At 48.5% G+C, this 22,772-nt stretch carries 15 protein-coding genes and 2 tRNA genes; 12 read left to right on the top strand and 5 right to left on the bottom strand.

Annotation, left to right across the window (positions count from 1 at the left end; translation table 11 throughout):
* The first annotated feature begins 6 nt into the window (after positions 1-6).
* Positions 7-2,346, top strand: coding sequence for an eCIS core domain-containing protein (locus tag HRH59_RS14735; protein WP_218573537.1), 2,340 nt, complete (start codon positions 7-9; stop codon positions 2,344-2,346).
* A 424-nt stretch (positions 2,347-2,770) separates the two neighbouring features.
* On the opposite strand, the gene HRH59_RS14740 is transcribed toward HRH59_RS14735, so the two are convergent.
* The 3 genes from HRH59_RS14740 to HRH59_RS14750 form a co-directional block, all read right to left on the bottom strand.
* Complete coding sequence (locus HRH59_RS14740) at positions 2,771-3,421, bottom strand: hypothetical protein (protein ID WP_173502044.1); 651 nt, start codon at positions 3,419-3,421, stop codon at positions 2,771-2,773.
* A gap of 103 nt (positions 3,422-3,524) precedes the next feature.
* On the bottom strand, positions 3,525-4,469 hold the full coding sequence (locus HRH59_RS14745) for a DUF2971 domain-containing protein (protein WP_218573538.1): 945 nt from the start codon (positions 4,467-4,469) through the stop codon (positions 3,525-3,527).
* Positions 4,470-4,677: 208 nt separating this feature from the next.
* Positions 4,678-5,829: a hypothetical protein gene (locus HRH59_RS14750; protein WP_173502045.1), complete on the bottom strand. Its 1,152-nt coding sequence runs from the start codon at positions 5,827-5,829 to the stop codon at positions 4,678-4,680.
* A gap of 183 nt (positions 5,830-6,012) precedes the next feature.
* Here HRH59_RS14750 and HRH59_RS14755 point away from each other — a divergent pair, with 183 nt between their 5' ends.
* The 4 genes from HRH59_RS14755 (at position 6,013) to HRH59_RS14770 (ending at position 11,562) form a co-directional block, all read left to right on the top strand.
* Positions 6,013-6,939 (top strand): homoserine O-succinyltransferase, encoded by a 927-nt coding sequence (locus HRH59_RS14755; protein ID WP_173502046.1) that lies wholly within the window; start codon positions 6,013-6,015, stop codon positions 6,937-6,939.
* Positions 6,940-6,982: 43 nt separating this feature from the next.
* Positions 6,983-8,047 carry a homocysteine S-methyltransferase family protein gene (locus tag HRH59_RS19570; RefSeq protein ID WP_173502047.1) on the top strand — a complete coding sequence of 355 codons (1,065 nt, stop codon included), beginning with the start codon at positions 6,983-6,985 and terminating at the stop codon, positions 8,045-8,047.
* Positions 8,047-10,668: a methionine synthase gene (gene metH, locus HRH59_RS14765; RefSeq protein WP_173502048.1), complete on the top strand. Its 2,622-nt coding sequence runs from the start codon at positions 8,047-8,049 to the stop codon at positions 10,666-10,668. The genes HRH59_RS19570 and metH overlap by 1 nt, the downstream gene beginning before the upstream one ends.
* Positions 10,669-10,809: 141 nt before the next feature.
* The gene (locus HRH59_RS14770) at positions 10,810-11,562 is read left to right on the top strand and encodes a substrate-binding periplasmic protein (protein WP_173502049.1); all 753 of its coding nucleotides are present in this window, start codon (positions 10,810-10,812) and stop codon (positions 11,560-11,562) included.
* Between the two features lie 10 nt (positions 11,563-11,572).
* Here HRH59_RS14770 and HRH59_RS14775 read toward each other — a convergent pair whose 3' ends face one another.
* Both HRH59_RS14775 and HRH59_RS14780 read right to left on the bottom strand, forming a co-directional pair.
* Positions 11,573-15,157, bottom strand: a complete 3,585-nt coding sequence (locus tag HRH59_RS14775) for a hybrid sensor histidine kinase/response regulator (protein WP_173502050.1) — start codon at positions 15,155-15,157, stop codon at positions 11,573-11,575.
* 102 nt (positions 15,158-15,259) lie between these two features.
* Positions 15,260-15,748: a TIGR00645 family protein gene (locus HRH59_RS14780; protein WP_173502051.1), complete on the bottom strand. Its 489-nt coding sequence runs from the start codon at positions 15,746-15,748 to the stop codon at positions 15,260-15,262.
* Between the two features lie 189 nt (positions 15,749-15,937).
* On the opposite strand from HRH59_RS14780, the gene HRH59_RS14785 reads away from it, so the two are divergent.
* The 7 genes from HRH59_RS14785 (at position 15,938) to HRH59_RS14815 (ending at position 22,771) form a co-directional block, all read left to right on the top strand.
* Positions 15,938-17,974 (top strand): S46 family peptidase, encoded by a 2,037-nt coding sequence (locus tag HRH59_RS14785; RefSeq protein ID WP_173502052.1) that lies wholly within the window; start codon positions 15,938-15,940, stop codon positions 17,972-17,974.
* A 117-nt stretch (positions 17,975-18,091) separates the two neighbouring features.
* A complete protein-coding gene (locus HRH59_RS14790) occupies positions 18,092-18,817 on the top strand; it encodes a DUF2189 domain-containing protein (RefSeq protein WP_178089581.1) in 726 nt (241 codons plus the stop codon).
* On the top strand, positions 18,817-19,266 hold the full coding sequence (locus HRH59_RS14795) for a regulatory protein RecX (protein WP_331460189.1): 450 nt from the start codon (positions 18,817-18,819) through the stop codon (positions 19,264-19,266). Before HRH59_RS14790 ends, HRH59_RS14795 begins: the two co-directional genes overlap by 1 nt.
* Before the next feature lie 30 nt (positions 19,267-19,296).
* On the top strand, positions 19,297-21,915 hold the full coding sequence (gene alaS, locus HRH59_RS14800; protein ID WP_173502068.1) for an alanine--tRNA ligase: 2,619 nt from the start codon (positions 19,297-19,299) through the stop codon (positions 21,913-21,915).
* Positions 21,916-22,228: 313 nt separating this feature from the next.
* Positions 22,229-22,429, top strand: coding sequence for a carbon storage regulator CsrA (csrA, locus tag HRH59_RS14805; protein ID WP_173502054.1), 201 nt, complete (start codon positions 22,229-22,231; stop codon positions 22,427-22,429).
* Between the two features lie 165 nt (positions 22,430-22,594).
* Positions 22,595-22,684, top strand: a tRNA-Ser gene (locus HRH59_RS14810).
* 10 nt (positions 22,685-22,694) lie between these two features.
* Positions 22,695-22,771 (top strand) — tRNA-Arg (locus HRH59_RS14815).
* Position 22,772 lies beyond the last annotated feature (1 nt).

Below are 22,772 nucleotides of genomic sequence, written 5' to 3' on the forward strand. Positions count from 1 at the left end.
GTTAAGATGAAATTTGCTCAGGGTCGTACCAAAGAGTCACAACGCCAGGTACAGCAGGTGCAGGCCGGTGTGGCAAGTAGCGTACTGCAACAAAGCCTGTTGCAACAGCAGCAGGCGCAGCAACTAAGTGCCATAAAGCAGAGCCCGCTGCAGTTGCTGCAACGCAAACTGCTGCAAGGCACAGTAAGCCAGCAAATGAGCGTGGAAGAAGAAGAGCCAATGCAGGGTAAGTTTGCGCTAATGCAGCAAGCAGCGTTGGAAGAAGAGGAACCGCTGCAGGGTAAGTTTGCTGTAGTACAACAAGCCGCATTGGAAGAAGAGGACCCGCTGCAGGGTAAGTTTGCGCTAATGCAGCAAGCAGCGTGGGAAGAAGAGGAACCGCTGCAGGGTAAGTTTGCTGTAGTACAACAAGCCGCATTGGAAGAAGAGGAACCGCTGCAGGGTAAGTTTGCTGTACTGCAACAAGCGGCGCTTGACGAAGAAGAACCCATACAGGGAAAGTTTGAGCCTGCCGCTGTTAGTCAGCGTCAGGCCGAAGCCAGCAGCAACAACACCGGTATGCCGGATCAGCTGAAAAGCGGCATTGAAAGCTTATCCGGCTACGCCATGGACGATGTAAAAGTGCATTACAACTCAGCCAAACCGGCACAAATGCAAGCGCATGCCTATGCGCAGGGCACAGATATTCACCTTGCACCCGGGCAGGAGCAACACTTACCACACGAAGCCTGGCATGTAGTGCAGCAAAAGCAGGGTAGGGTAAAGGCTACTACGCAGCTTAAAGGCGAAGCAATCAATGACGATCCTGGTTTAGAGCATGAAGCCGATGTAATGGGGGCGAGATCCTTAAATATAGGGAAAAATTCCGGTGGAATTAAAGTAATTAGCAATCGAGTAGCAAGTAGTGATAGTGCTATTCAGGCTGTTTGGGATTGGGTGAGAGTTGATGATAACTTATTAAAGTGGGGGGAGCTGTTAGATAGTGTGCAGTGGTATTATATAAAAGATTCAAATTTGATGTATTTTGAATTTGAAGGCAAAGTTACAGTTGATAATAAAAATTATACTGCTTATGCCGGTAAGAAAAATGAAAGAACCAGGGGGGAGTGGGTTAAGTTGCGCGGAGCGGATCCATTAGGTGATGCGGAAATACTGTCTGAAGATATTCTAAAAACTATAAACATTGACGAGCAACTATTTGATAAGCCTGAAGAGGTAACTTTTGGTGAAGAGGGAGGAGAAGGGGCGTTAGGATATGCGATTAAAATGTTAAATGGTATGGAAAAAATTATGGCTGGTATTGAGTCAGTGTTCTTAACAACTGGATCTAATCCTAGCCAGCATTTGACGAAACAAGTTATTGATCCTGAGGTAACTGCAGGAAGGAGACCCGGACTATCTATACGTAATTATTCTAAAGTATATAGTGGGGAGGATGGTAAGGAATTAATTATATGTAATATAAAGGGGCATGGGTTAATGAAGCAATTTGCTCTTGCTTTACAGCTTTATGCAAAGAATAAATTGGGGGCAGAAATTAAAGTTGCTACAAATTTTGAGGAAACCAGTGAGGTTCTGGGTAATTATGAACGCTTAAAATCTTTCTTTGAAAGCTATTATAACAATTTTAAAGAAGCAAAAACTCTGGTTTTTGGTTATGCAAGTGCTTTTGAAAACGTTGATGGTGTGAATGTCAAATATAGTGTTTCAGGTCATGGTTGGGTGGGAACCCTGTATTTTCATGAATCGAGTAAATTGCATTTTGCAGTATTTGATTCCGATCTTGTATCTTCATATCATGTTGAAATACTGGCTGAAAATATAAAAAGACTGCTGAGCTCAGAGTTTGGAAATAACATAAAAGATATACTTATAGGCGGGTCGGCGGGCTCACTTCTTCCTGAGAAGTCGAATGACTCACAATCTGAAGAAGCACTTGAATCAAACGTGATATACACACCTGAATCCATACTACGCCCAGATGGTTATTTTGTCCCGAATGCTTTGCATGGGTTTGGTGAAAGTACTGTAAAAGGATCTATGCACTCAAGTGTAGTATCCGCTTTATCTGAAACCCCCAACGTATTGGAGGGATTGTCTCAGTTTGGTATAAAGACAGTGGATATGGAATTTGGGTATGTTGCTGCCGGCATTATGGGAAATCCTGATACAGGTTCGAAAGGTCCAAGAACAGTTGATGACATTAACTTTGGTGTAGCTTGTTTGATAACGGATTACCCAAAAGTGCCAAGTAAATCAGACTTATCTAAGAAAGACTCATCTGCAAAAAAACGTGCAAAGGAAGCATTCGTAAAAACTATTACAGATTATTTGAGTAAAAAATAGAAGAAATGCTGCTTGTGCCTTAGCAGCTGAAATGACGTGAACGATAGGTGTTGGCACGCTTAAACGGACAAAAATAGTTGGCAATAATGTGGAGCGATACGGAACAAAGCCAACTATTTGTTGTTCAGAAAAAGGGTCGGAGCTAACAATCACTATATCTTACACAAATTACTGAAATATAACGAATTAGTTAAAATTAACTTAAATTGTCTCCGACCCCCTGCCCCTTTTTTCCGGAGCGTTGGATACACCCGGTTCAAAACTGGAATCTGACACTGTCACAGCTGTCGATACACTTCGAGGGGCGTTTAGACGCTCATATCGACCTGTGACCAGGCTGACACAGAATAGTGAACAGCCTCTCGCAAACAGCTGCGCGTTTATCGCGTCGACTGTATTTGTTTGTTAGCTTGACTACGTAAATTTAATATTTTCCAAGTGCCGTTAACAATGGGTGTAATGTATTCCAAGACCAAAACATGTCAGCCTGGTTGCCAGAGGGGCCATAAATCATCTCGAAGTTCCATTTTCGCACACTGCCAGACCCATGTACTTCTGCAGTTCGATATTTGTTATCAAATAAAGCGATAGACTCTGAAAGTTTCGTAGCAAAGTGCTTATGATCATCATCTATCAGACTCATTATGTTCACAAATTTATTTTTCTTTTTTTTTGCGACTGAGAAGCTATCGTACATTTCAGGTCTGATTATAAGGACTAGCAATCCCATAATTTTGTCAAAAATGGATCTGTATCGTGTTATATATGATGTATTTAGTTCAAAGCACCTAAATGCTTCATAAATATTTTCTTTTGTATCTAAATTAGAATTATTTGCCGACTCTACAATTTTACTGAGATTTACTTCTAGGCATGACACGTTTAACCGTAAGTCCAAAACACATGCAAAAATGCGCTTATCATGATCTGTTGGACTATCTTCACACCAAAGATCGGAAAGTTTTAACCAGTGGAATGGCGGGCCTCCTTCTCTTTTCTGAAATTCTTCTAAATCTATTTCAAATTCTTGAATTTCCGACTTGCTTGAAAAGTCTAGTTTTTTATTCCAATTCATATACGATCTCGTGTTGAATAAGCTAACGCGCGGACATGGGCGACAAAAACGCGTCCGCGGGTTTGGCGTCCCAGCGGCCGCAGGCCGCGAGTGCTGCGCCTTGTTATATTTGTTCAAATTCAAGGCAATAATAATCATTGTTTTTCAATGCTCTCCAGAACTCTAAATGCCCGAATGACTGGGCTTGTTCCGTCGCAAGTTGGCTTTTTTCTAAGCTACAATTCAAACCAAATAGACAGTGTCTTGCGGCACCTGAACCTAACTTCATTAAATAGACATTCTTACTGTTTCCACTCAAATCAGCCAAGGATGAGGACACAACGTAACGCAGAATTTCGTCTTTTATTTTGTTAAGTAAAATCTCATAGCTGTTACTGACCTTATCGAAATTAGTCCATTCAGCAGAAACAATATCACTTTTGATTTTCTCATTTTTTAATTCATCAAGGTTGTAAATTACGGCTTTATCTGCTTGCTCAAGCCTAAGAATAATTCTATGCTCCTTCTCATATATCCACTCTTCACTTTTCTGCAAAAATATCTCACTTAATACTCTAGCACCACCTTCTGAACAAACATTCGAGTAGTCAAAATCAAATCTGTCATTTCTGTACCTCAATCCTTTTCTATACATTATTGGTCTAATTACACCATCAAAAGGATTGTAAGCGATTAATGACCTTGAAGTTAGCAAACTGGGCAAGAAGAGGTTGTCGAAAATATTCTGAGGTCCGAAATCAAAAATCCCAACAACCACCCCTTTATGCTCGTTAGCATAATGCGCCCACATTAGTAAGTTATCTTTAGATTCAGAAAGACAAATAACTCCAACTTTATCAATGTATTTTTCAATATATTGATGAAAGCTAACTTCCTTATATTCAAAATCATAAGCAGTTTGGTAATCAAAATTACTTACTAGATCATCAAGACCATCCTTACAATAAACGGCCTCAAACGGATCGTTTAGGGCTGATCTTTGTGTTAGACGAATGAATCCATCTTCGAAAATTGATCTCGGTGAACTCATATATTTGAAATAAACCAAAATTCAATACCTTGGGAAAAAATAACGCTTATTCGGCGGGGCGACTCACACTTAAACGTGGGTTAACCCGTTTTTGTAAATTTAATGTACAGAACACTACACCGCTTTTTTAAAACTGACAATAACTTATAGGTACAGCTGATAGTTGTGCCACTGACAAATACGGGTTAACCCGTCTAACAAAGCCCAGTCAGCTATTTAACCGCCATCAAAACAGCGCCCAATAGCTTATTAGCACCATCGCCAGTAGCAGGCTGGGCCAGTAGATTAGCTTGGGTAGCATAAAATCGTGCATTACCAGTTTGCGCTGCACGTTTAGCGGGGCATTAAAGATAAAGCTGCACAGCACCACTAAAATCATGGCGATATACAGCAGCAGATAAAAATACTCGATATAAACAATACTCTGCGCCGGAAACTTAGTGCGGGTATTAACGTGCGATAAAATCACCACAAAAAACAGCGCCGAAATAGTGCCGATAACCGACATGATGGAAAAGCCATTAAACGCCAGGGTGCTGCGCTTGCGGCTGATGATCATCAGCACGGCAAACAACAGAGCGGCGACGGTAAGCATGGGGATAAGGTTAACCACAAAGGCATTAACAAATTTACGCTTTAGTACCACGTTAAAATGCAGCTCCGGATTCAGCTCAGTGGTGGCAGTTTGATAACCAAAGTTAGTGTGATAGGTGGCGGTTTTAAAATCGAAAAAGGTCTCGTCTATCAGCCAATCGCCCAGCACTATATCGCTGTCGAGGCCAAAGTAGCTTTTAACGCCGGTGTCGGGATAGGCATCAAGATCCGGGATCAGCGTGCTGTAACCATCGAAGTCATTGGATAAGATGCGCAGCCACACCGTTTGATGGTCCAGCGGATATTTACTGTAATCAAACGGCTGGCGCACTGTGGTTTCAAAAATCCAACCGTGCAGCGTTTCATTGCCCTGCACATATTCATACTTTTTGCGCAGCTCATTAGCACCTTCTACCGCTTCCGGAAAATAAAAGCCGGCTTTGGCCTGCACCGGGCAATCGGCTGCTATCGGCACTTTTTGCCAGATATAACCGCTGATATGCACATCGTTAGCCGAATGGAAATTCAGTGATTGCAGATACACGCCGGTGGCAACCTGAGCACATTCCGGCACACTGTCTTTACCGGCCAGTGCCAGTTTGGCTTTCAGGTTTTCCCGCGCCATGCTCATAGTTAATAATTGATGTTCGGTCGGTGTGAAGGCTTTATCGGCTAAATACCACATAGCGGCAATGGCAATAACGCCTATTATGGAACTGACAGCACTTAACAACAGGTAAAAACGGAAATTCCGTATCAGGCGGGAGCTGGTTTTTTCTGGCATATCAATATGGTGTCGTTGTTTAAGTGCCTGCTAAGCCTAGCTGTTGCGGACAAAATTGCCAGCAAGGCTGTATGATTAAACTGACAATAATGATTCGCAATTTGGCCATCTAAACGTATAGAAGTTGACTTTGCCGTGTGTTTTGCGCAAAGTAGCGCTTATGTCAGTTAACCGGGTGTGGCTATGCCTATTAAAGTGATCGATCAGTTGCCGGCGGTAGAAGCGCTGTCGGCAGAAAATGTGTTTGTAATGACCGAAAGCCGGGCGCAGTCGCAGGATATCCGGCCGCTGAAAATTGCTATTTTAAATTTGATGCCAAATAAAATTGCCACCGAAATTCAGCTATTGCGTTTGCTGGCTAACAGCCCGTTGCAGGTGGATATCGATTTACTGCGCATTGATGATCATGTCAGTAAAAACACACCGCCAAGCCATTTAAACTGCTTTTACCGTTATTTCTCTGAAGTACAGCAGCAAAAGTACGATGGCTTGATTATTACCGGCGCACCGCTGGGCTTGGTTGACTATGAAGACGTGACCTACTGGGCGCAGTTTGGCGATATTCTGCGCTGGGCCGATAACAACGTCACCTCGACCTTGTTTTTATGTTGGGCTGCGCATGCCGCCTTGTATCAATACTATGGTTTACAGCGCGAAATCCGCGGCGAGAAATTGTCCGGCGTATACTGGCAACAGGTAAGCCAGCCGCTGTGCCCATTGGTACGTGGTTTTGATGATACGTTTTTAGTGCCACACTCGCGCTATGCCCAGGTGCCGAAGCAAAAGTACCAGCAGCACGATGATTTACATATACTGGCCGAAGCCGATGTTACCGGCGCTTATTTATTGCAAAACAGCAGTGGCAGCCGGGTATTTGTTACCGGCCACCCGGAATATGATTTAACTACGCTGGATGAAGAATATCAGCGCGACTTAGCGGCAGATGCCGCGCCGAAGCTGCCGGAAAACTATTACCGTAATAACGACCCGCTGCAGGGCCCGCAGAAACTGTGGCAAAGCCATGCCTTTTTACTGTTCAGCAACTGGCTGAACTATTATGTGTATCAGGCGACGCCGTTTGAGCTAAGCCAGATTGGCCGCGGCGTTTAAGCTGGTTTAGTTTTTAACGACTTAGCATTACAAAGAGCATTTTATGACAGCAAGACTAACGCCTGAGCATTTTCGTCAGCTACTCTCACAGCGCATTTTTATTCTCGATGGCGCCATGGGCACCATGATCCAGCAGCACCGCCTGGAAGAAGCCGATTATCGCGGCAGCGAATTTGCCGATTGGCCCAGCGATGTAAAGGGCAATAACGACTTACTGGTGCTGACCCAGCCGGATTTAATTGCTGATATTCACCGCCAGTACCTGTTGGCCGGCGCCGATATTGTTGAAACCAACAGCTTTAACGCGACGACTATCGCGATGGCGGATTACCAAATGGAAGGGCTGTCAGCACGGATTAACCGTGAAGCGGCGGCACTGGCACGTAAAGTCTGTGATGAAATAACCGCTCTGGAGCCGCATAAACCGCGCTTTGTTGCCGGCGTGCTGGGGCCCACTAACCGCACCGCATCGATATCACCGGATGTAAACGATCCTGGTTTTCGCAATGTCAGCTTTGATGAGTTAGTAAATGCTTACACTGAATCAACCCACGCGCTAATTGAAGGTGGCGCCGACATTATTATGCTGGAAACCATCTTTGATACGCTAAACGCCAAGGCAGCCGCTTTTGCCGTGTTAAAGGTATTTGATGAAGTCGGTTTCAAACTACCGGTGATGATCTCCGGTACTATTACCGATGCCTCCGGCCGTACTTTGTCCGGCCAGACCACCGAAGCCTTTTATCACAGCCTGGCCCATGTCGAGCCGGTCTGTTTTGGCCTTAACTGCGCGCTGGGGCCGGATTTACTGCGGCCTTATGTCGAAACGCTGTCCGGCGTGTCAGAAGCTTATGTGTCGGTGCATCCTAATGCCGGTTTACCGAATGAGTTTGGCGAATATGATTTAGGCGCTGTAGAGATGGCCGCTGAAATTGCTGATTGGGCCAAACAGGGTTTTCTCAATATTGTTGGTGGCTGCTGTGGCACCACGCCGGAGCATATAAAAGCCATCGCTGATGCCGTAAAAGATGCACCAGCACGCCAACCGAAAGCACCTAACCATAGTTTTAATTTAGCCGGCCTTGAAGCCTTTTCTCTGGAGTGGTAATGCGACAACAGGCCCGATTTATCAACGTTGGCGAGCGGACAAACGTTACCGGCTCGGCAAAGTTTAAAAAGCTGATTTTAAATGGTGATTTTGAAGCCGCACTCGATGTGGCGCGGCAGCAGGTAGAAAACGGCGCGCAAATTATCGATATCAATATGGATGAGGCGATGCTCGACAGCAAAGCCGCCATGGTGCGTTACCTGCAGTTATTAGCGTCCGAGCCGGATATTTCGCGGGTGCCGATTATGGTCGACTCGTCGAAGTGGGAGGTTATCGAAGCCGCGCTGAAATGCATTCAGGGCAAGGCGGTTGTTAACTCTATTTCGCTAAAAGAAGGCGAAGCGCCGTTTTTACACCAGGCAAGGTTACTGCGCCGCTATGGTGCGGCCGTGGTGGTAATGGCGTTTGACGAGCAAGGTCAGGCCGACACCAAAGCGCGCAAAGTCGAAATTTGCCAGCGCGCATATAAAATTCTGACTGAGCAAATCGGCTTTCCGCCAGAAGACATTATTTTTGACCCGAATATCTTTGCCGTTGCCACCGGCATTGAAGAGCACAATAACTACGCGGTCGACTTTATTGAAGCCACCCGCGAGATTAAACGCTTGTGCCCGCATGCGAAAATCTCTGGCGGCGTATCCAATGTGTCGTTCTCGTTCCGCGGTAATGACGCGGTGCGTGAGGCCATTCACTCAGTATTTTTATACCATGCAATCGGCGCCGGTATGGATATGGGCATTGTTAATGCCGGCCAGCTTACCGTGTATGACGATATTCCTGAGCTGTTAAAAGAGCGGGTAGAGGATGTGATCCTCAACCGGCGTGACGATGCTACCGAGCGTTTACTGGAAATTGCCGCCCAGTTTAAAGGCGATGGCAGTGTGGCAGAAAAAATTGATGATGCCTGGCGCAGCCTGCCGGTGAATAAGCGGTTGGAACATGCGCTGGTTAAGGGCATTACCGACTTTATTGATCTCGACACCGAAGAAGCCCGGCAACAAGCGGAAAAACCGCTGCATGTGATTGAAGGGCCGCTGATGGACGGCATGAACGTAGTAGGGGATTTATTTGGCGAGGGCAAAATGTTTTTGCCGCAGGTGGTGAAATCAGCCCGGGTAATGAAAAAAGCCGTGGCCTATTTACAGCCCTTTATTGAGCAGGAAAAAGAAGGTGGCCGCGCCCAGGGCAAGGTGCTGCTGGCCACAGTAAAAGGCGATGTGCACGATATCGGCAAAAATATTGTCGGCGTGGTGCTGCAGTGCAATAACTTTGAAGTGATTGACCTTGGCGTCATGGTGCCTTGCGCTGAGCTGCTCAGGGTAGCGAAAGAGCGCGATGTCGATGTAATAGGCTTATCTGGCCTTATCACGCCGTCTTTGGATGAAATGGTGCATGTCGCCAAAGAAATGACGCGCCTGGGCTTTACCCAACCGCTGCTGATTGGCGGTGCCACTACATCTAAAGCCCATACTGCGGTAAAAATTGAGCCGAATTATGCCAATGGCGTGGTGTATGTGCCCAATGCGTCGCGCAGTGTGTCGGTGGTGCAGTCGTTAATTACGCCCGATAGCAAAGCTGATTATTTAAGCCGGATTAAAAACGAATATGTGGTGGCGCGTGAGCAACATGCCCGCTCGCGCCCTGGTGAAAAGCTGCTTAGTTTTGCAGATGCCCGGGCGAATAAATTCCAGCTTGATTTAACCAAGGTTGCACCGGCACCGAAGCAGCCCGGCGTGCACTTATGGCAGGAGGTTGATCTCAACATTCTGCGCGATTATATCGACTGGACACCGTTCTTTTTAACCTGGCAGCTGTCCGGTAAATACCCGGCCATTTTAAACCACGCTGAAGTCGGTATAGAGGCGCGTAAGCTGTTTAAAGATGCCAATGCCATGCTTGATACCATGATTAATGGCGGCTATGTCAAAGGCAAGGCGGTTTTTGGTTTATTCCCGGCCAATAGTGACGGTGAAGACATAGTGGTGTACACCGACGAGAGCCGAACGACCGAAAAAGCCCGGTTGTATAACCTGCGCCAGCAGCTACAGCTGAGAAACAATGCGCCCAATTGCAGCCTGGCCGATTTTATCGCGCCGGTGGACAGCGACATAAAAGATTATATCGGCGGCTTTGCGGTGAGCACCGGCTTTGGTGCAGATGAGTTTGCCGCTAAGTTTGCCGCCGAACATGATGATTACAACAGCATCATGGTTAAAGCCTTAGCGGACCGCTTAGCCGAAGCCTTAGCCGAATACCTGCATTTAAAAGTGCGGCGTGAATATTGGGGCTATGCCGCTGATGAAACGCTTGATAACGAGCAGCTTATTCGTGAGTTATATCAGGGCATCAGGCCGGCACCTGGCTATCCGGCCTGCCCGGAGCATAGCGAAAAGGGCACCTTGTGGCAGCTGCTGGATGTGGAAGCGCAAACCGGCATCGTACTGACCGAAAGCTATGCTATGTGGCCGGGCGCAGCGGTAAGTGGCTGGTACTTTGCTCACCCGGACAGTAAATATTTTGCCGTCAGTAAAATCGACGTTGATCAGCTTAATGAGTACGCGGCGAAAAAAGGCTGGAGCACGGATGTGGCGCAAAGCTGGCTGGCGCCGAATTTGCGTTAGCTATACACAGCGCACAGCCTGAGCTAAGTGTTTGTTATCACTCAGGCTATGACTGTTCCCGCTATAGCAAATAGCTTGCATTTGTTCATTGCAGTCAGGTAAAAACGTCTACACTAAATAAAAGCGTGGCAGGAGTACCGGATGATCAAGTGGCTGGTGTTATGTATCAGTTTATTATGTTGCGCCCAAGCGTTGTCGGCTCCGGTAAATGTTTTGGTGGGGCAAAATAAACCGCCTTATATCCGGCTGGAAGCAGTAAGCGGTTATGAAATAGAATTACTGCGTGAAGTGGTGCGGCGCATGGGACATGAAGCGGTGTTTATTTTTGTGCCCAATGCCCGTATCCGGTCTTTGTTAGAAAGTGGCAATGGTGATATTGCCAGCCTGCAGCCAAACCTTGCCGATGAAACCGGCTTGTTTTTCTCCCAACCCTATATCCGTTATCAAAATGTGGTGATTACCCGCAGCAATGAGGAGTTAACGTTGCAGCACCCCGCCGATTTAGCCGGCAAGAGCGTGGTCGCGTTTCAGGGAGCGAATAAAGTGCTGGGGCCGGATTATCGTGATGCAGTCCGGTTAAATCAGCAGTATAGTGAAACGGTTGATCAGCGGGCGCAAGTTGATATGTTATTTAACAACCGCGTGCAAGCGATAGTGTTGGATCGGAATATTTTTACCTTTCACCAGCAAAACAGCAACGCTCCCGCCGCTGTTGTTATGCATGAACTGTTCAGCTCCACCCTCTATCGTGCGGCCTTTCGTGACCCGGTTATGCAGCGTGACTTTGACCGCGCCTTGCTCAGTGTCACGCTGGATGCCTGGTATCAGCAGTTGCAACTAAAGTACTTTATGCAGGTGAATCAGCAACTGCCGAATAAGTACTATTGCGAATAAGCGGCGATGTTTAATGCCCCGGGCCTGCTGATGGCAGCCATTGCTTGATGCAACGGGCCAACACGGCGCTGTCTATCGGCTTGCTGATTAAATCATTCATACCGGCCTCAGTGCAGCGCTGACGCACTTCATCAGAGTGATGTGCTGTCATGGCAATAACCGGCGTGCGTTCGCCGCCTGGCAATTGACGCAACCGTATGGTGGTGTCGTAGCCATTTAATCCCGGCATTTCAATGTCCATTAATACCAGCGCCACATCTTGCTGTGCTAACAGCTGCAGTGCCTGATGGCCGTCTGTTGCGGTCAGTACCTCGTAGCCCAGTTTTTGCAAAATAATCTGTGCCAATGCCTGATTAAAATAGTTGTCTTCAACCAACAGTACCTTGTGTACTAAGGCGTCGCCGGGCTTTGCTGCTGCGCTGGTTTTCGGCTCAGTCGTAACCGGCAGTTCATCGGGCCCGCAGTGGGCAAAACGGGCGGTAAAACTAAAGGTGCTGCCGATACCGCGGTGACTATTCAGCTGTATCTCACCGCCCATCAGGTTGACCAGGCGTTGACAAATAGTAAGGCCCAGCCCGGTGCCGCCGAACTTGCGGCTGATAGAGCTGTCGGCCTGGTTAAAGGCGGTAAACAGTTGCCGCTGCTGTTGTTCGGAAATACCAATACCGGTATCGCTGATCGCAAAGTGCAGCAGATGACCGCCGGCCGCAGGCGCTGTTAAGGGTTGGATGCTTAATATTATTTCACCTTTGTCGGTAAATTTAACCGCATTACTCAACAAATTAATTAATACCTGGCTCAGGCGCAGGTCATCACCGCGTAAATATTGCGGTAAATCCGGAGCTTGCTGTAGCGTAAACTGCAGATTTTTTTCGGCCAATTGCGCACTGAACATATCTACCACCCGGTTGACTGTGCTACTTAGCGCAAAGGGGGCGTGCTCCAGCGTAAGTTTGCCGGCTTCAATTTTGGAAAAATCCAGCACATCATTAATGATGCTGAGCAAAATACGGCCTGACGCGCGAATTTTTTCCAGATAAGTTTGTTGCGTGCTGAAGTCATCATTTTGTTGCGCCAATTCGGCAAAGCCGAGCACAGCATTAAGCGGCGTGCGCAGCTCATGGCTCATATTGGCGAGAAACTCACTTTTAGCAACGGTAGCCGACTCGGCCGCTTGCTTGGCATGTTGCAGTTGCGCCATGGTGTGCTGCAAGTGTGCCGTGCGTTGTTCAATCATAACGGTCAGTTGTTGTTTTTCTTTTAGCAGATGTCTGGTGCGCCATTTAAGCAATAAATACAGCAACAACAACGTCAGCAGGATATAGCTGAACCAGGCGGCAGTTCCGGCATACCAGGGGTGAGCGATATGGATGTTTAATGCGGCGGATAATTGCGACTCACCGAGGTGATCGCGGCTGCGAACCATAAATTGATAGTCGCCGCCCGGCAGGTTGGTGTAATCCCGATACAGCTCATTGCTCCAGCCGGACCAGGTTTTGTCGTGCCCCTGCAGCTTTACCTGAAATTGTGGTAAGAATAAGTGGCTGTAGTTCGGGCTGGCATAGTCAAACCGTAATGCGGTGCTGGCGGCATCCAATTGCAACCGCGGCGGTATGCTGCCGCCGCTGTATAACACCTTGTCGTTTGCCGTTCTGAGTTGACGTATCAACGGCAGTTTAGGCGGTAAATGACGATGCTCATTAATAGCAAAACGAAAGATCCCTTCGGCGCCGCCGAACCAGATTACATTTTGCTGATCAATCAGCAAGGTATCCAGCGGAATATCCTGCAGTGGCTGCAATGCGGATGCTTGCCAGCGATAATGGCCGTTGTTATCTGCAAATAAAACGCCGGCCTGACGACTGCCGCTGTCATTATCCCAGGTTAACAACCACAAATTATTTTCATGGTCGGTTTGCGGATAACGTACCCAGGGTTGGGTTCCGCTAAAGGCCGCTGCCAGCTGCGGGTCCAGCTTGAACTGCTGGCCGGCCTCGTCAAAACGAAAAAAACCATTTACTGTCGCTAACAGCAGTTGTTGTTTGTACCAATGCACAGAATTACGGTTATTGCTGGGTAAACCTTCCGTTTTACTGAAACGTTTTACTGCCAATGGCACCGAGTTACCGCCTTGCCATTGTGCCGGTAAATTAATGCGGTAAACACCGTGCGCCAAAGTACCAAGCCACAGCGTACCGTCGGCGGTTTCCAGAATACTGTTAAGATTACCGCTGACGCCCGGCACCCGGCCTTCGTCCTGCCACTGACCTTGCTCAAAGCGCATACTGGCAAGGCCATCCTGCAAGCCGATAAAAATGCGTTGTGGGTTTTGCACCGACTGATACAACACCTTGCTGGCCAATTCCGAGGACCGCACCAGCTTTATTTGCTGGTCTTGCATAGCGTAAACACCGTTGCTGTTGGCAATCAGCAGCTGTTGCTCAAAGCTGATAAAATCCCAGGTTTGTTTTTGTACGGCGCTGATGTCTTCAAAACGATTTTGCGCATTTTTGCGAAATAGCCCCAGGCTGGTACCGGCGTATAACGTTTCCCGGTGTTGATACAGCGCCAGCACATTGCCATGCAGGCCGCTGGCGTTATTGTAGTGCGAGATAGCGGCAGATAAATCTATCCGGCTTAAACCATGATCCAGGGCTAACCACAAGCCTTGTTGATGATCCTGATACAGCGCACGGATATTTTGATCCACCAGGCCATACTGTTTAGTAATATGGCTTTTAAGCTTGCCGTCAGGCCCCACTATATACAGGCCGTCCTGCGTGGTACCCAGCGCAAAATCGCCGTTGTGTAATCGCAATGCGCTGTACAGCAGGGCGCTTGACAGTGCTTCGTCAATATCGGTGTACCAGCGCCGGCTGCCTTCGTTATCGAGCAAAAACAGTTCACCCTCACGGCTGCCGGCCAGCAAGGTCGTATCGTCATATTCTTCCAGCATAAACACACTGGTATCGGCGAAGCGTTCTGAACCCGGCAACGCGGTAAAGTCACCTTGTTTCAGCTCCAGTAAGCCGGTGCCTTCTTCACGCACTATCAGGCGGTTTTGCAGCCAAAATGCTTTAAGAAAAGCGCTGTTGGTGGTCCATACTTTCACCTGGTCCGGGGTGATGAAAAATATATAGTCACGGCTGATAAAGTAGGCACCATCGTTGGTGGCGAAAGTTTGGCGTACATCCTGGAAGTTGCGGTAGTCCGGCGCAATGCGGTGTAACAGCGAGACATAACGGCTGCCGTCCGGATGCAGGGTATCGACATAGCCCAGCTCACCTTTTGAACCGACATAAATTTTACCGTCAGCGGCCAGTGCTAATGAGCGCACGACAGCTTTGTTGCTGGTGGGGATCATACGCCAGCGGGCGCCGTCATATTCTAAAATGCCAACATTATTGCCGACATACAGCAAGCCTCGTTGGTCCTGCACCAGGGCCCAATTTTGCGTGCCGCCATTGTAATCTTTGGGCTTAAAATTGCTCAGTAGCGGTGTGCCGTATTGCCCCTGAGCAAACACGCCCGGGCAGCATAACAGCAGCAGTACAACCAGATAAATAAACCCACTTTGTAATCGGTTTGTTACCATGCTCACCCCCTGTTCGCACAGTTGTACTGCAGTAAACGGCAGCAAATAGTTATGCCCGGCGCGGCATTATTTGCGCAGTACTTTTTATTTACGCAGTACTTTTTATTTACGCAGTACTTTGTCCAGATAGCCCATGGCAAAAGCCGACATTACAAAGGTGATATGTATTAGCAGGTACCACATGATTTTGTCATTGGCGATGCTCTCGGTATTCATAAACACCTTTAACAGATGAATAGACGAGATAGCAACAATTGAGGCGGCAACTTTGTTTTTCAGCGAGCCGGAGTCGAGTTTGCCTAACCAACTGAGTTTGTCGTCATTACCTTCTAAATCCAGCCGTGATACGAAATTTTCGTAACCGGAAAACATCACCATCACAATCAGGCCGCCAACTAAGGCGATATCAATCAATGACAGCACCACCAGGATCAGCTCAACTTCTTTCATGCTGAAAATAATCGGGATTATATGAAAGACTTCCTGAAAGAATTTAATCCCCAGCGCCATCAGTGCCAGGCTCAGACCAAGGTAAATAGGCGCCATTATCCAGCGCGATGAATACATCAATTTTTCCAGAAAATTTTCCATTGTTACACCTGTGTTGTCTAATCGCTGTATTATGCGGTCATCGGCCGGTACGTCAAGCATCCGGCAGGGTTTTTATCTATGCGCAGCTATGGGTAGTTACCGCATATTTTTGCGTTTTACCGCAAGCACAGCGGCTACGGCTGCGTAATGTGGTAGCGTCTGCGCCATATGATAATGCAGCGTTCTGTTATGACAAAAATATATCGTGGTTTAGCCGCACTGATGATGTTGGGCTGCAGTGTATTGCAGGCCGGTGAGGGTTTGTGGCAACCACAGCAATTGCAGCAAATGCTGGCAACGGATGCTATGACACCGTTAACTCCGCGTCAGATCAGTACACTGCAACAAGCGGTTACTGCGATGGCGAAGGTAGGTGACTGCAGTGCTGCTTTTGTTTCTGCCAACGGTTTGCTGTTAACCAGTTATCACTGTGCAGAGCAAGCCATAAGTCAATTACAACCGGCACTGCCGGCCGGCAGTTTTACCGCCTTAACTGCAGACACTGAAATAACGTTGCCTGACTTAGCTGTTGCATTAACGCGGCAACAGCAAGATGTTACAGCCTTACTTAACCGTCAGTTAAACCTCGAGCTTAATCCGCAGCAGCGGAATGAAAAACTGCAACAGCTCAGCCGGCAACTGGTTGGCGAATGTCAGCGCCAAAGTGGTTACCGTTGCGAGTTGAAAAGCTTTCATCAGGGCATGAGCTATTACCTGGTGCAATATCAGGATTTGGACAGTGTGCGTCTGGTACATGTGCCATCGCTGGTTGATGACGGCCGCAATTGGTCCTGGCCGCGCTACAGTGCAAATTATGTATTGCTGCGCGCTTATGTGCGTGCAGGTAACCAACTGCAACCCTACCGCTCTGCTTTTTTACCGTTGTCAGCGCGCGGCGTGGCAGAAAATGATGCGGTCATCGTCAGTGGCTTTCCACAGAATGGCCAGCGCTATGATACGGCGGAGCAAGTACGTTTTCAGTTTGAACAACTGTTGCCGGCATCTTTAGCTTATCTGTCGCAAACTACAGAGTTAATTGAGCGACTGGCGCCGGCAGGTACTAACAACGCGCAACGCTATGCACTGATGTTGCAACAGCTGCAGCACAGCGCCCTGCAGCAACAACGCATGTTACAGCAATATGCTGACAGCAGTTTAGCTGCGCAAAAGCAGCAAACAGAACAACAGCTTATTGACTGGATTAACGGCAGCCCGGTGCGGCAGCAACTTTACGCGCCGGCGTTAAACCGGCTGGCGTTGCTGTTGCAGCAATATCACAGTATGCAGCAGCGCGACCTGGTACTGGACTATTTGCAATACGCCAGATTACCGGCATTAGCCATGCAGTTGTACAGTTATGCTGTGGCGCGTGAAGACGCACAGGACGATGCCGCGATACAGCAACAGGCAGAGCAATTAGATCGGCATATGCACTTGCTGGATACGCAATTTGATCCACGGTTGGACATGGAACTGGCACTGCACTTTTTACGGCAGTATGCATTATTGCCGGCGGAGCAGCGCTTGCCGGCACTGGATCATTACTTTGCTCTGGCTGATGGCTTTAACCGCGAAATAGTACGGCACAAGTTAGTGGCTATTTATCGCGGTACTTCGCTGACCGATGCTGATACGCGGCTCAATTGGTTAAATCAGCGGCCGTCTCAGTTTGCACAAAGCCAGGATAGCTTAATTAACTTTGCGGTAGCCATGCATGATACGGCGGCACAGTTAGCACAGCAGCGTAAGCAATTGGCGGCTGAGCTGGATGATGCCAAAGCCGCCATGATGGAAGTGCTGCTGGCGTTTGACGAAGCGCGGGGGAAACCGGGTTACGCTGAGGCCAATGGCTCGTTGCGTTACAGTATCGGCAGAGTGCGCGGCTATCAGCCCACCGACGCGGTGTGGTACCAACCGTTCAGCAGTTTGCGGGGCTTAACGGCGCAAGGTCCTGCGGCAGTAGCAGCGCAGCACGCCGGGTTAGCGGTTAACTTTCTCAGTACCGCCGACAGCTGTGCCGCTTATACCGGTGCACCAACGTTAAACGCGCGCGCTGAATTGGTCGGCGTGATGTTCGCCGGCGTGAAAGAGAATGTATTAGCAGACTGGCATTACGATGCGGCGCAAAGCCGGTCGGTGCATGTCGACAGCCGCTTTATTATCTGGCAGTTGCGCCAATCGGAAGCCGGTACCGCCTTACTTAATGAAATGCAATTGCGCAACTGACTAAAACTGCCTGTTACGGGCAGTTTTACCTTCATCCCTCTTAATTTCTGTTGATTTGCAGTATTATAGCCGCAAGCCTTTGATGGCAGCTGTGTGGTAACTAATGGTGGAGAGCAAGTGGACAAGCAGTTCCGGGTAAAACTTATTGTACGTCGTGCCGCCGCGCTGGCGTCAGTGGGCTGGTTAAAGCAAAGCTGGCATATTTTTATGCAAGCGCCGCTAAGCTGGGTGCTGATGTTTATTACGCTTGGCGCGCTGGCCTTGTTTAGCCAGGTTAACCCGCTAACAGCGGTAATTGGTATTTTACTTAATCCGTTTTTAACCGCCGGGGTATATAAAAGTGTGGTAGCGGTGCAGCAAAAGCAGGCCATTACCTATACCGATTTATTTAAGCCATTGCAGGAAACCGGCTGCAGAGCAGTGTTTGTGCGTATTGCCGCTTTGAATATGCTGGCGTCTATTCCGTTAACCAGCCTGGCGGTAATGTTGTTAGAGCAACATCAGGCAGAGCAACCGCTAAGCGCAGGCCTGGTGTTATTGTTTGTCGCCGGTTATATCCTGGCCTGGATGATTTTTGCTTATGCCGTAGCCATTGCCTATTTTTTACGTGAGCGCAGCCTGGTGGCTATTATGCAAGCCAGCTTTATCGCCTGCTGGCGTAATATAACGCCGCTGGTGGTATTTGGCCTCTTGAGTCTGCTGCTGATAATGCTTACCATGCCAACCATGTTTATCGGCTTATTGCTGGTGGTGCCGCTGCTGAACATCGCATTCTTCTTATCTTTTAATGAGTTTTTTGCGCTGCAGGTTAAACCCACCGATGAAGCTGTACTGGAAGTATAGTGTTGGCGGAGCTGGCTGATTTAAAACGTATGGCGCTGAACTGGTTAAGCCGGCGCGACTACAGCGAAGTGCAACTGAGCCAACGGCTGGCGCGGCAGGGCGGTGAAGCCGGCGATATTGCTAAGGTAATCGCCTGGTGTAAGGCAGAGAATTACCTGGATCAGCAGCGGTTTATCAGTATGTTGTTGCGTAGCCGTGTAAATAAAGGTTATGGCTTAACTTATATAGTGCAGGAATGCCGCCAGCAAAATATCAGCCGTGAGCAAGTGCTGCAGTGCGCGGCAGAGCTGGAAATAGACTGGTTTGCCCGGGCAAGGCAGTTGTATCAGAAAAAATACGGCCAAAGCAGCGTAACAGAATACAAAGACAAGCTAAAACGCATGGCGTATATGCAACGCCGTGGCTTTAGTAACGAACAAATTCAATTTGCCATTAATCAAACAGAGTAATACTCAAGCGGACAGGATTTTTCCATGACTATGACATCGGCCGGTATCAGGCACGCCTTTTTAGACTATTTTGCCAGTAAACAGCACCAGGTTGTGGCCAGCAGCTCGCTGATCCCGGGCAACGATGCCACCTTATTATTTACTAACGCCGGTATGGTGCAGTTTAAAGATGTATTTCTTGGCCAGGATCCGCGCAGCTATAACCGGGCGGTATCAGCCCAGCGTTGTGTGCGCGCCGGTGGTAAGCATAATGACCTGGAAAATGTCGGCTACACGGCACGTCACCATACTTTTTTTGAAATGCTGGGTAACTTCAGCTTCGGCGATTACTTTAAACAAGACGCCATTGCGTATGCGTGGGAGTTTTTAACCGACGTGGTGAAGCTGCCAAAAGAAAAGTTATGGGTAACAGTCTACGAAACCGACGATGAAGCCTACAATATTTGGTTGAAGGATGTCGGCGTGCCGGCAGAGCGGATTATCCGTATCGGCGATAATAAAGGCGCGCCTTATGCGTCGGACAACTTCTGGGCCATGGGCGATACCGGCCCTTGCGGTCCTTGTACCGAGATTTTTTATGATCACGGCGAACATATTTGGGGCGGGCCACCGGGTTCAGCGGAAGAAGACGGTGACCGTTACATTGAGATCTGGAACATCGTGTTTATGCAGTTTAACCGTCACAGCGACGGCCGGATGGAGCCACTGCCTAAACCCAGTGTAGACACCGGTATGGGGTTAGAGCGCATAGCGGCTATTTTGCAACACGTGCACAGCAATTACGAAATTGATACCTTTGTTGCGTTGATCAAAGCTGCAGCAGAGGTAACCGGCGCTACAGATTTAGCCGACAAATCGCTGCGCGTGGTTGCCGACCATATTCGTAGTTGTGCTTTTTTAATCGTTGATGGTGTACAACCCTCCAACGAAGGCCGTGGTTATGTGCTGCGCCGCATTGTGCGCCGTGCTGTGCGCCATGGTAATAAACTCGGTGCCAAAGGCGCGTTTTTCTACAAGCTGGTTGCCGCCTTAGTGGCTCAGATGGGCGAGGCTTATCCTGATTTGGCCGCAAAACAAGCCGTGGTAGAAAAAGTACTTAAACTGGAAGAAGAACAGTTTGGTAAAACGCTGGAGCGTGGCCTGGTAATACTGGAAGATGCGCTGGCCGGCTTAACCGGCACCGAGCTACCGGGCGAGCTGGTATTTAAACTGTATGACACTTACGGTTTTCCGGTTGATTTAACCAATGACGTCGCGCGCGAGCGTAATCTGACTATCGACCAGGCCGGCTTTGATGCCGCTATGGCAGAGCAGCGCAAACGTGCGCAACAGGCATCTAACTTCGGCGCTGATTACAACGCCAGTGTAACTTCAAGCCAGCACACGGTTTTTACCGGCTACGAGCAAGAATTTGGTAATGCGCAGGTAGTAGAAATACTGCGTGACGGCCAGACCGTAAACAGCCTGAATGATGGCGACCAGGCGCTGGTTATTCTTGATAACACGCCGTTTTATGCTGAGTCCGGCGGCCAAATGGGCGACAGCGGCAGCTTGACGCTGAGCAGCGGTGCGGTGTTTAAGGTAGAAGATACCATTAAGTTGGCCAAAGCCTATGCTCACAAGGGCCGCGTTAGCGGGGCGTTAACAGTGGGCGATAAAGTAGACGCGCAAATAGACAGCGCGCGCCGCGGCGCGATAAAACAAAACCACTCAGCGACCCATTTACTGCATGCTGCGCTGCGTAAAGTACTGGGTGAGCACGTTACGCAAAAAGGCTCATTGGTTGGCCCGGATCGGCTGCGCTTTGACTTTAGCCATTTTGAAGCGGTAAAAGCAGAGGAACTGCGTACTATTGAGCAATTAGTCAATGAACAAATTCAGCAAAATCATCAGCTGCAAACCCGGTTGATGCCGGTTGAGCAAGCCAAAGCTGCCGGTGCCATGGCGCTGTTTGGCGAAAAATACGATGACGAAGTGCGTGTACTGAGCATGGGCGAATTTTCTATTGAGCTGTGTGGCGGTACGCACGTTAACCGTACCGGCGATATCGGCCTGTGTAAGATAGTATCAGAAAGCGGTATCGCTTCCGGTGTGCGCCGGATTGAAGCGGTTAGCGGTGCCGGTGCTGTGGCTTTTGTGCAGCAACTGGAGCAGCAGGCGCAAAATGTTGCCAGTGCGCTTAAAGGCGATATCTTCAGCATTAGCGAGCGGGTGCAGCAAACGCTGGAGCGCAGTAAAGGGCTGGAAAAGGAAATTGAGCAGTTAAAAGCCAAGCTGGCCAGCCAGGCCGGCGCCTCATTGTTAGACCAGGCAGAGCAAATGGCCGGGGCAACCGTGTTGGTAAGCCAGCTGCCGGCAACTGAGCCGAAGGCACTACGCACTATGTTGGATGAGTTGAAAAATAAACTCAGCAGCGGGGTAATTTTGCTGGCTACGGTAAATGATGACAAGATCAGCCTGATAGCCGGTGTTACTGCTGACTTAACGGCTAAAGTGCATGCCGGCCAGTTAGTCGGTTGGGCGGCAGAGAAGTTAGGCGGTAAAGGTGGTGGCCGGCCGGATATGGCGCAGGCCGGTGGTAGCGATACTGCGGCGTTACCTGCTGTACTGGCAGAAGCTAAAACCTTGCTCAGTACAAAATTGAGCTAAACTGCTTCAAACTGTGAAAGAAAGGGCGTTGTCGCCCTTTCCTGTTGATCGGGCCGTTTTCATCAGCCGTAGGCAACACAATGGCATCTGATTGGTTATTTGCCGTACAGTATCGTACAAATGTCGATTATTTGCTGCTAAGGCGCAGCAGATTGCTACAATGCCGGCGTTTTGGCACAATTTTGTTGTGTAAAGGCGCCAATTATTTAAACGCCTGACTTTTCATCAGCAGCGCAGCTGAGTTATGATACGGCGCTTTAGTGTATACACCGGTGTGTCTTACGCTGGGTAACAGGGATAAAGGAGCAAACGAATGCTAATTCTTACTCGTCGTGTTGGTGAGACACTGATGATCGGTGACGAAGTTACCGTAACTGTACTGGGTGTGAAAGGCAACCAGGTGCGTATTGGTGTGAATGCGCCAAAAGAAGTATCTGTGCATCGTGAAGAGATTTATATGCGCATACAGGCTGAGAAAGGTTCGCCTGACACAACTTATGGTGAAGACGACTAATTCTGACGTAACCCGCATGGCGTGCTGATGAATTCTGCTGATTTTGTACGTTTTATGACTTAATCGCGCTGAATTGCTTAAAAGGTCGGCAAACGCACTTTTCGGTTCCAAAAATTGTTTGACTTATTTTCCTGAGACATTAATATACACGCCGCAACACAGAGCGGAGAAATGGCCGAGTGGCTGAAGGCGCACCCCTGCTAAGGGTGTATAGGGGAAACTCTATCGAGGGTTCGAATCCCTCTTTCTCCGCCATTTTTCAGACGGACGCATAGCTCAGCTGGATAGAGTACTCGGCTACGAACCGAGCGGTCGGAGGTTCGAATCCTCCTGCGTCCACCAT

It is taken from the genome of Rheinheimera lutimaris, from assembly GCF_013283795.1.
Classification (GTDB): domain Bacteria; phylum Pseudomonadota; class Gammaproteobacteria; order Enterobacterales; family Alteromonadaceae; genus Alishewanella; species Alishewanella lutimaris.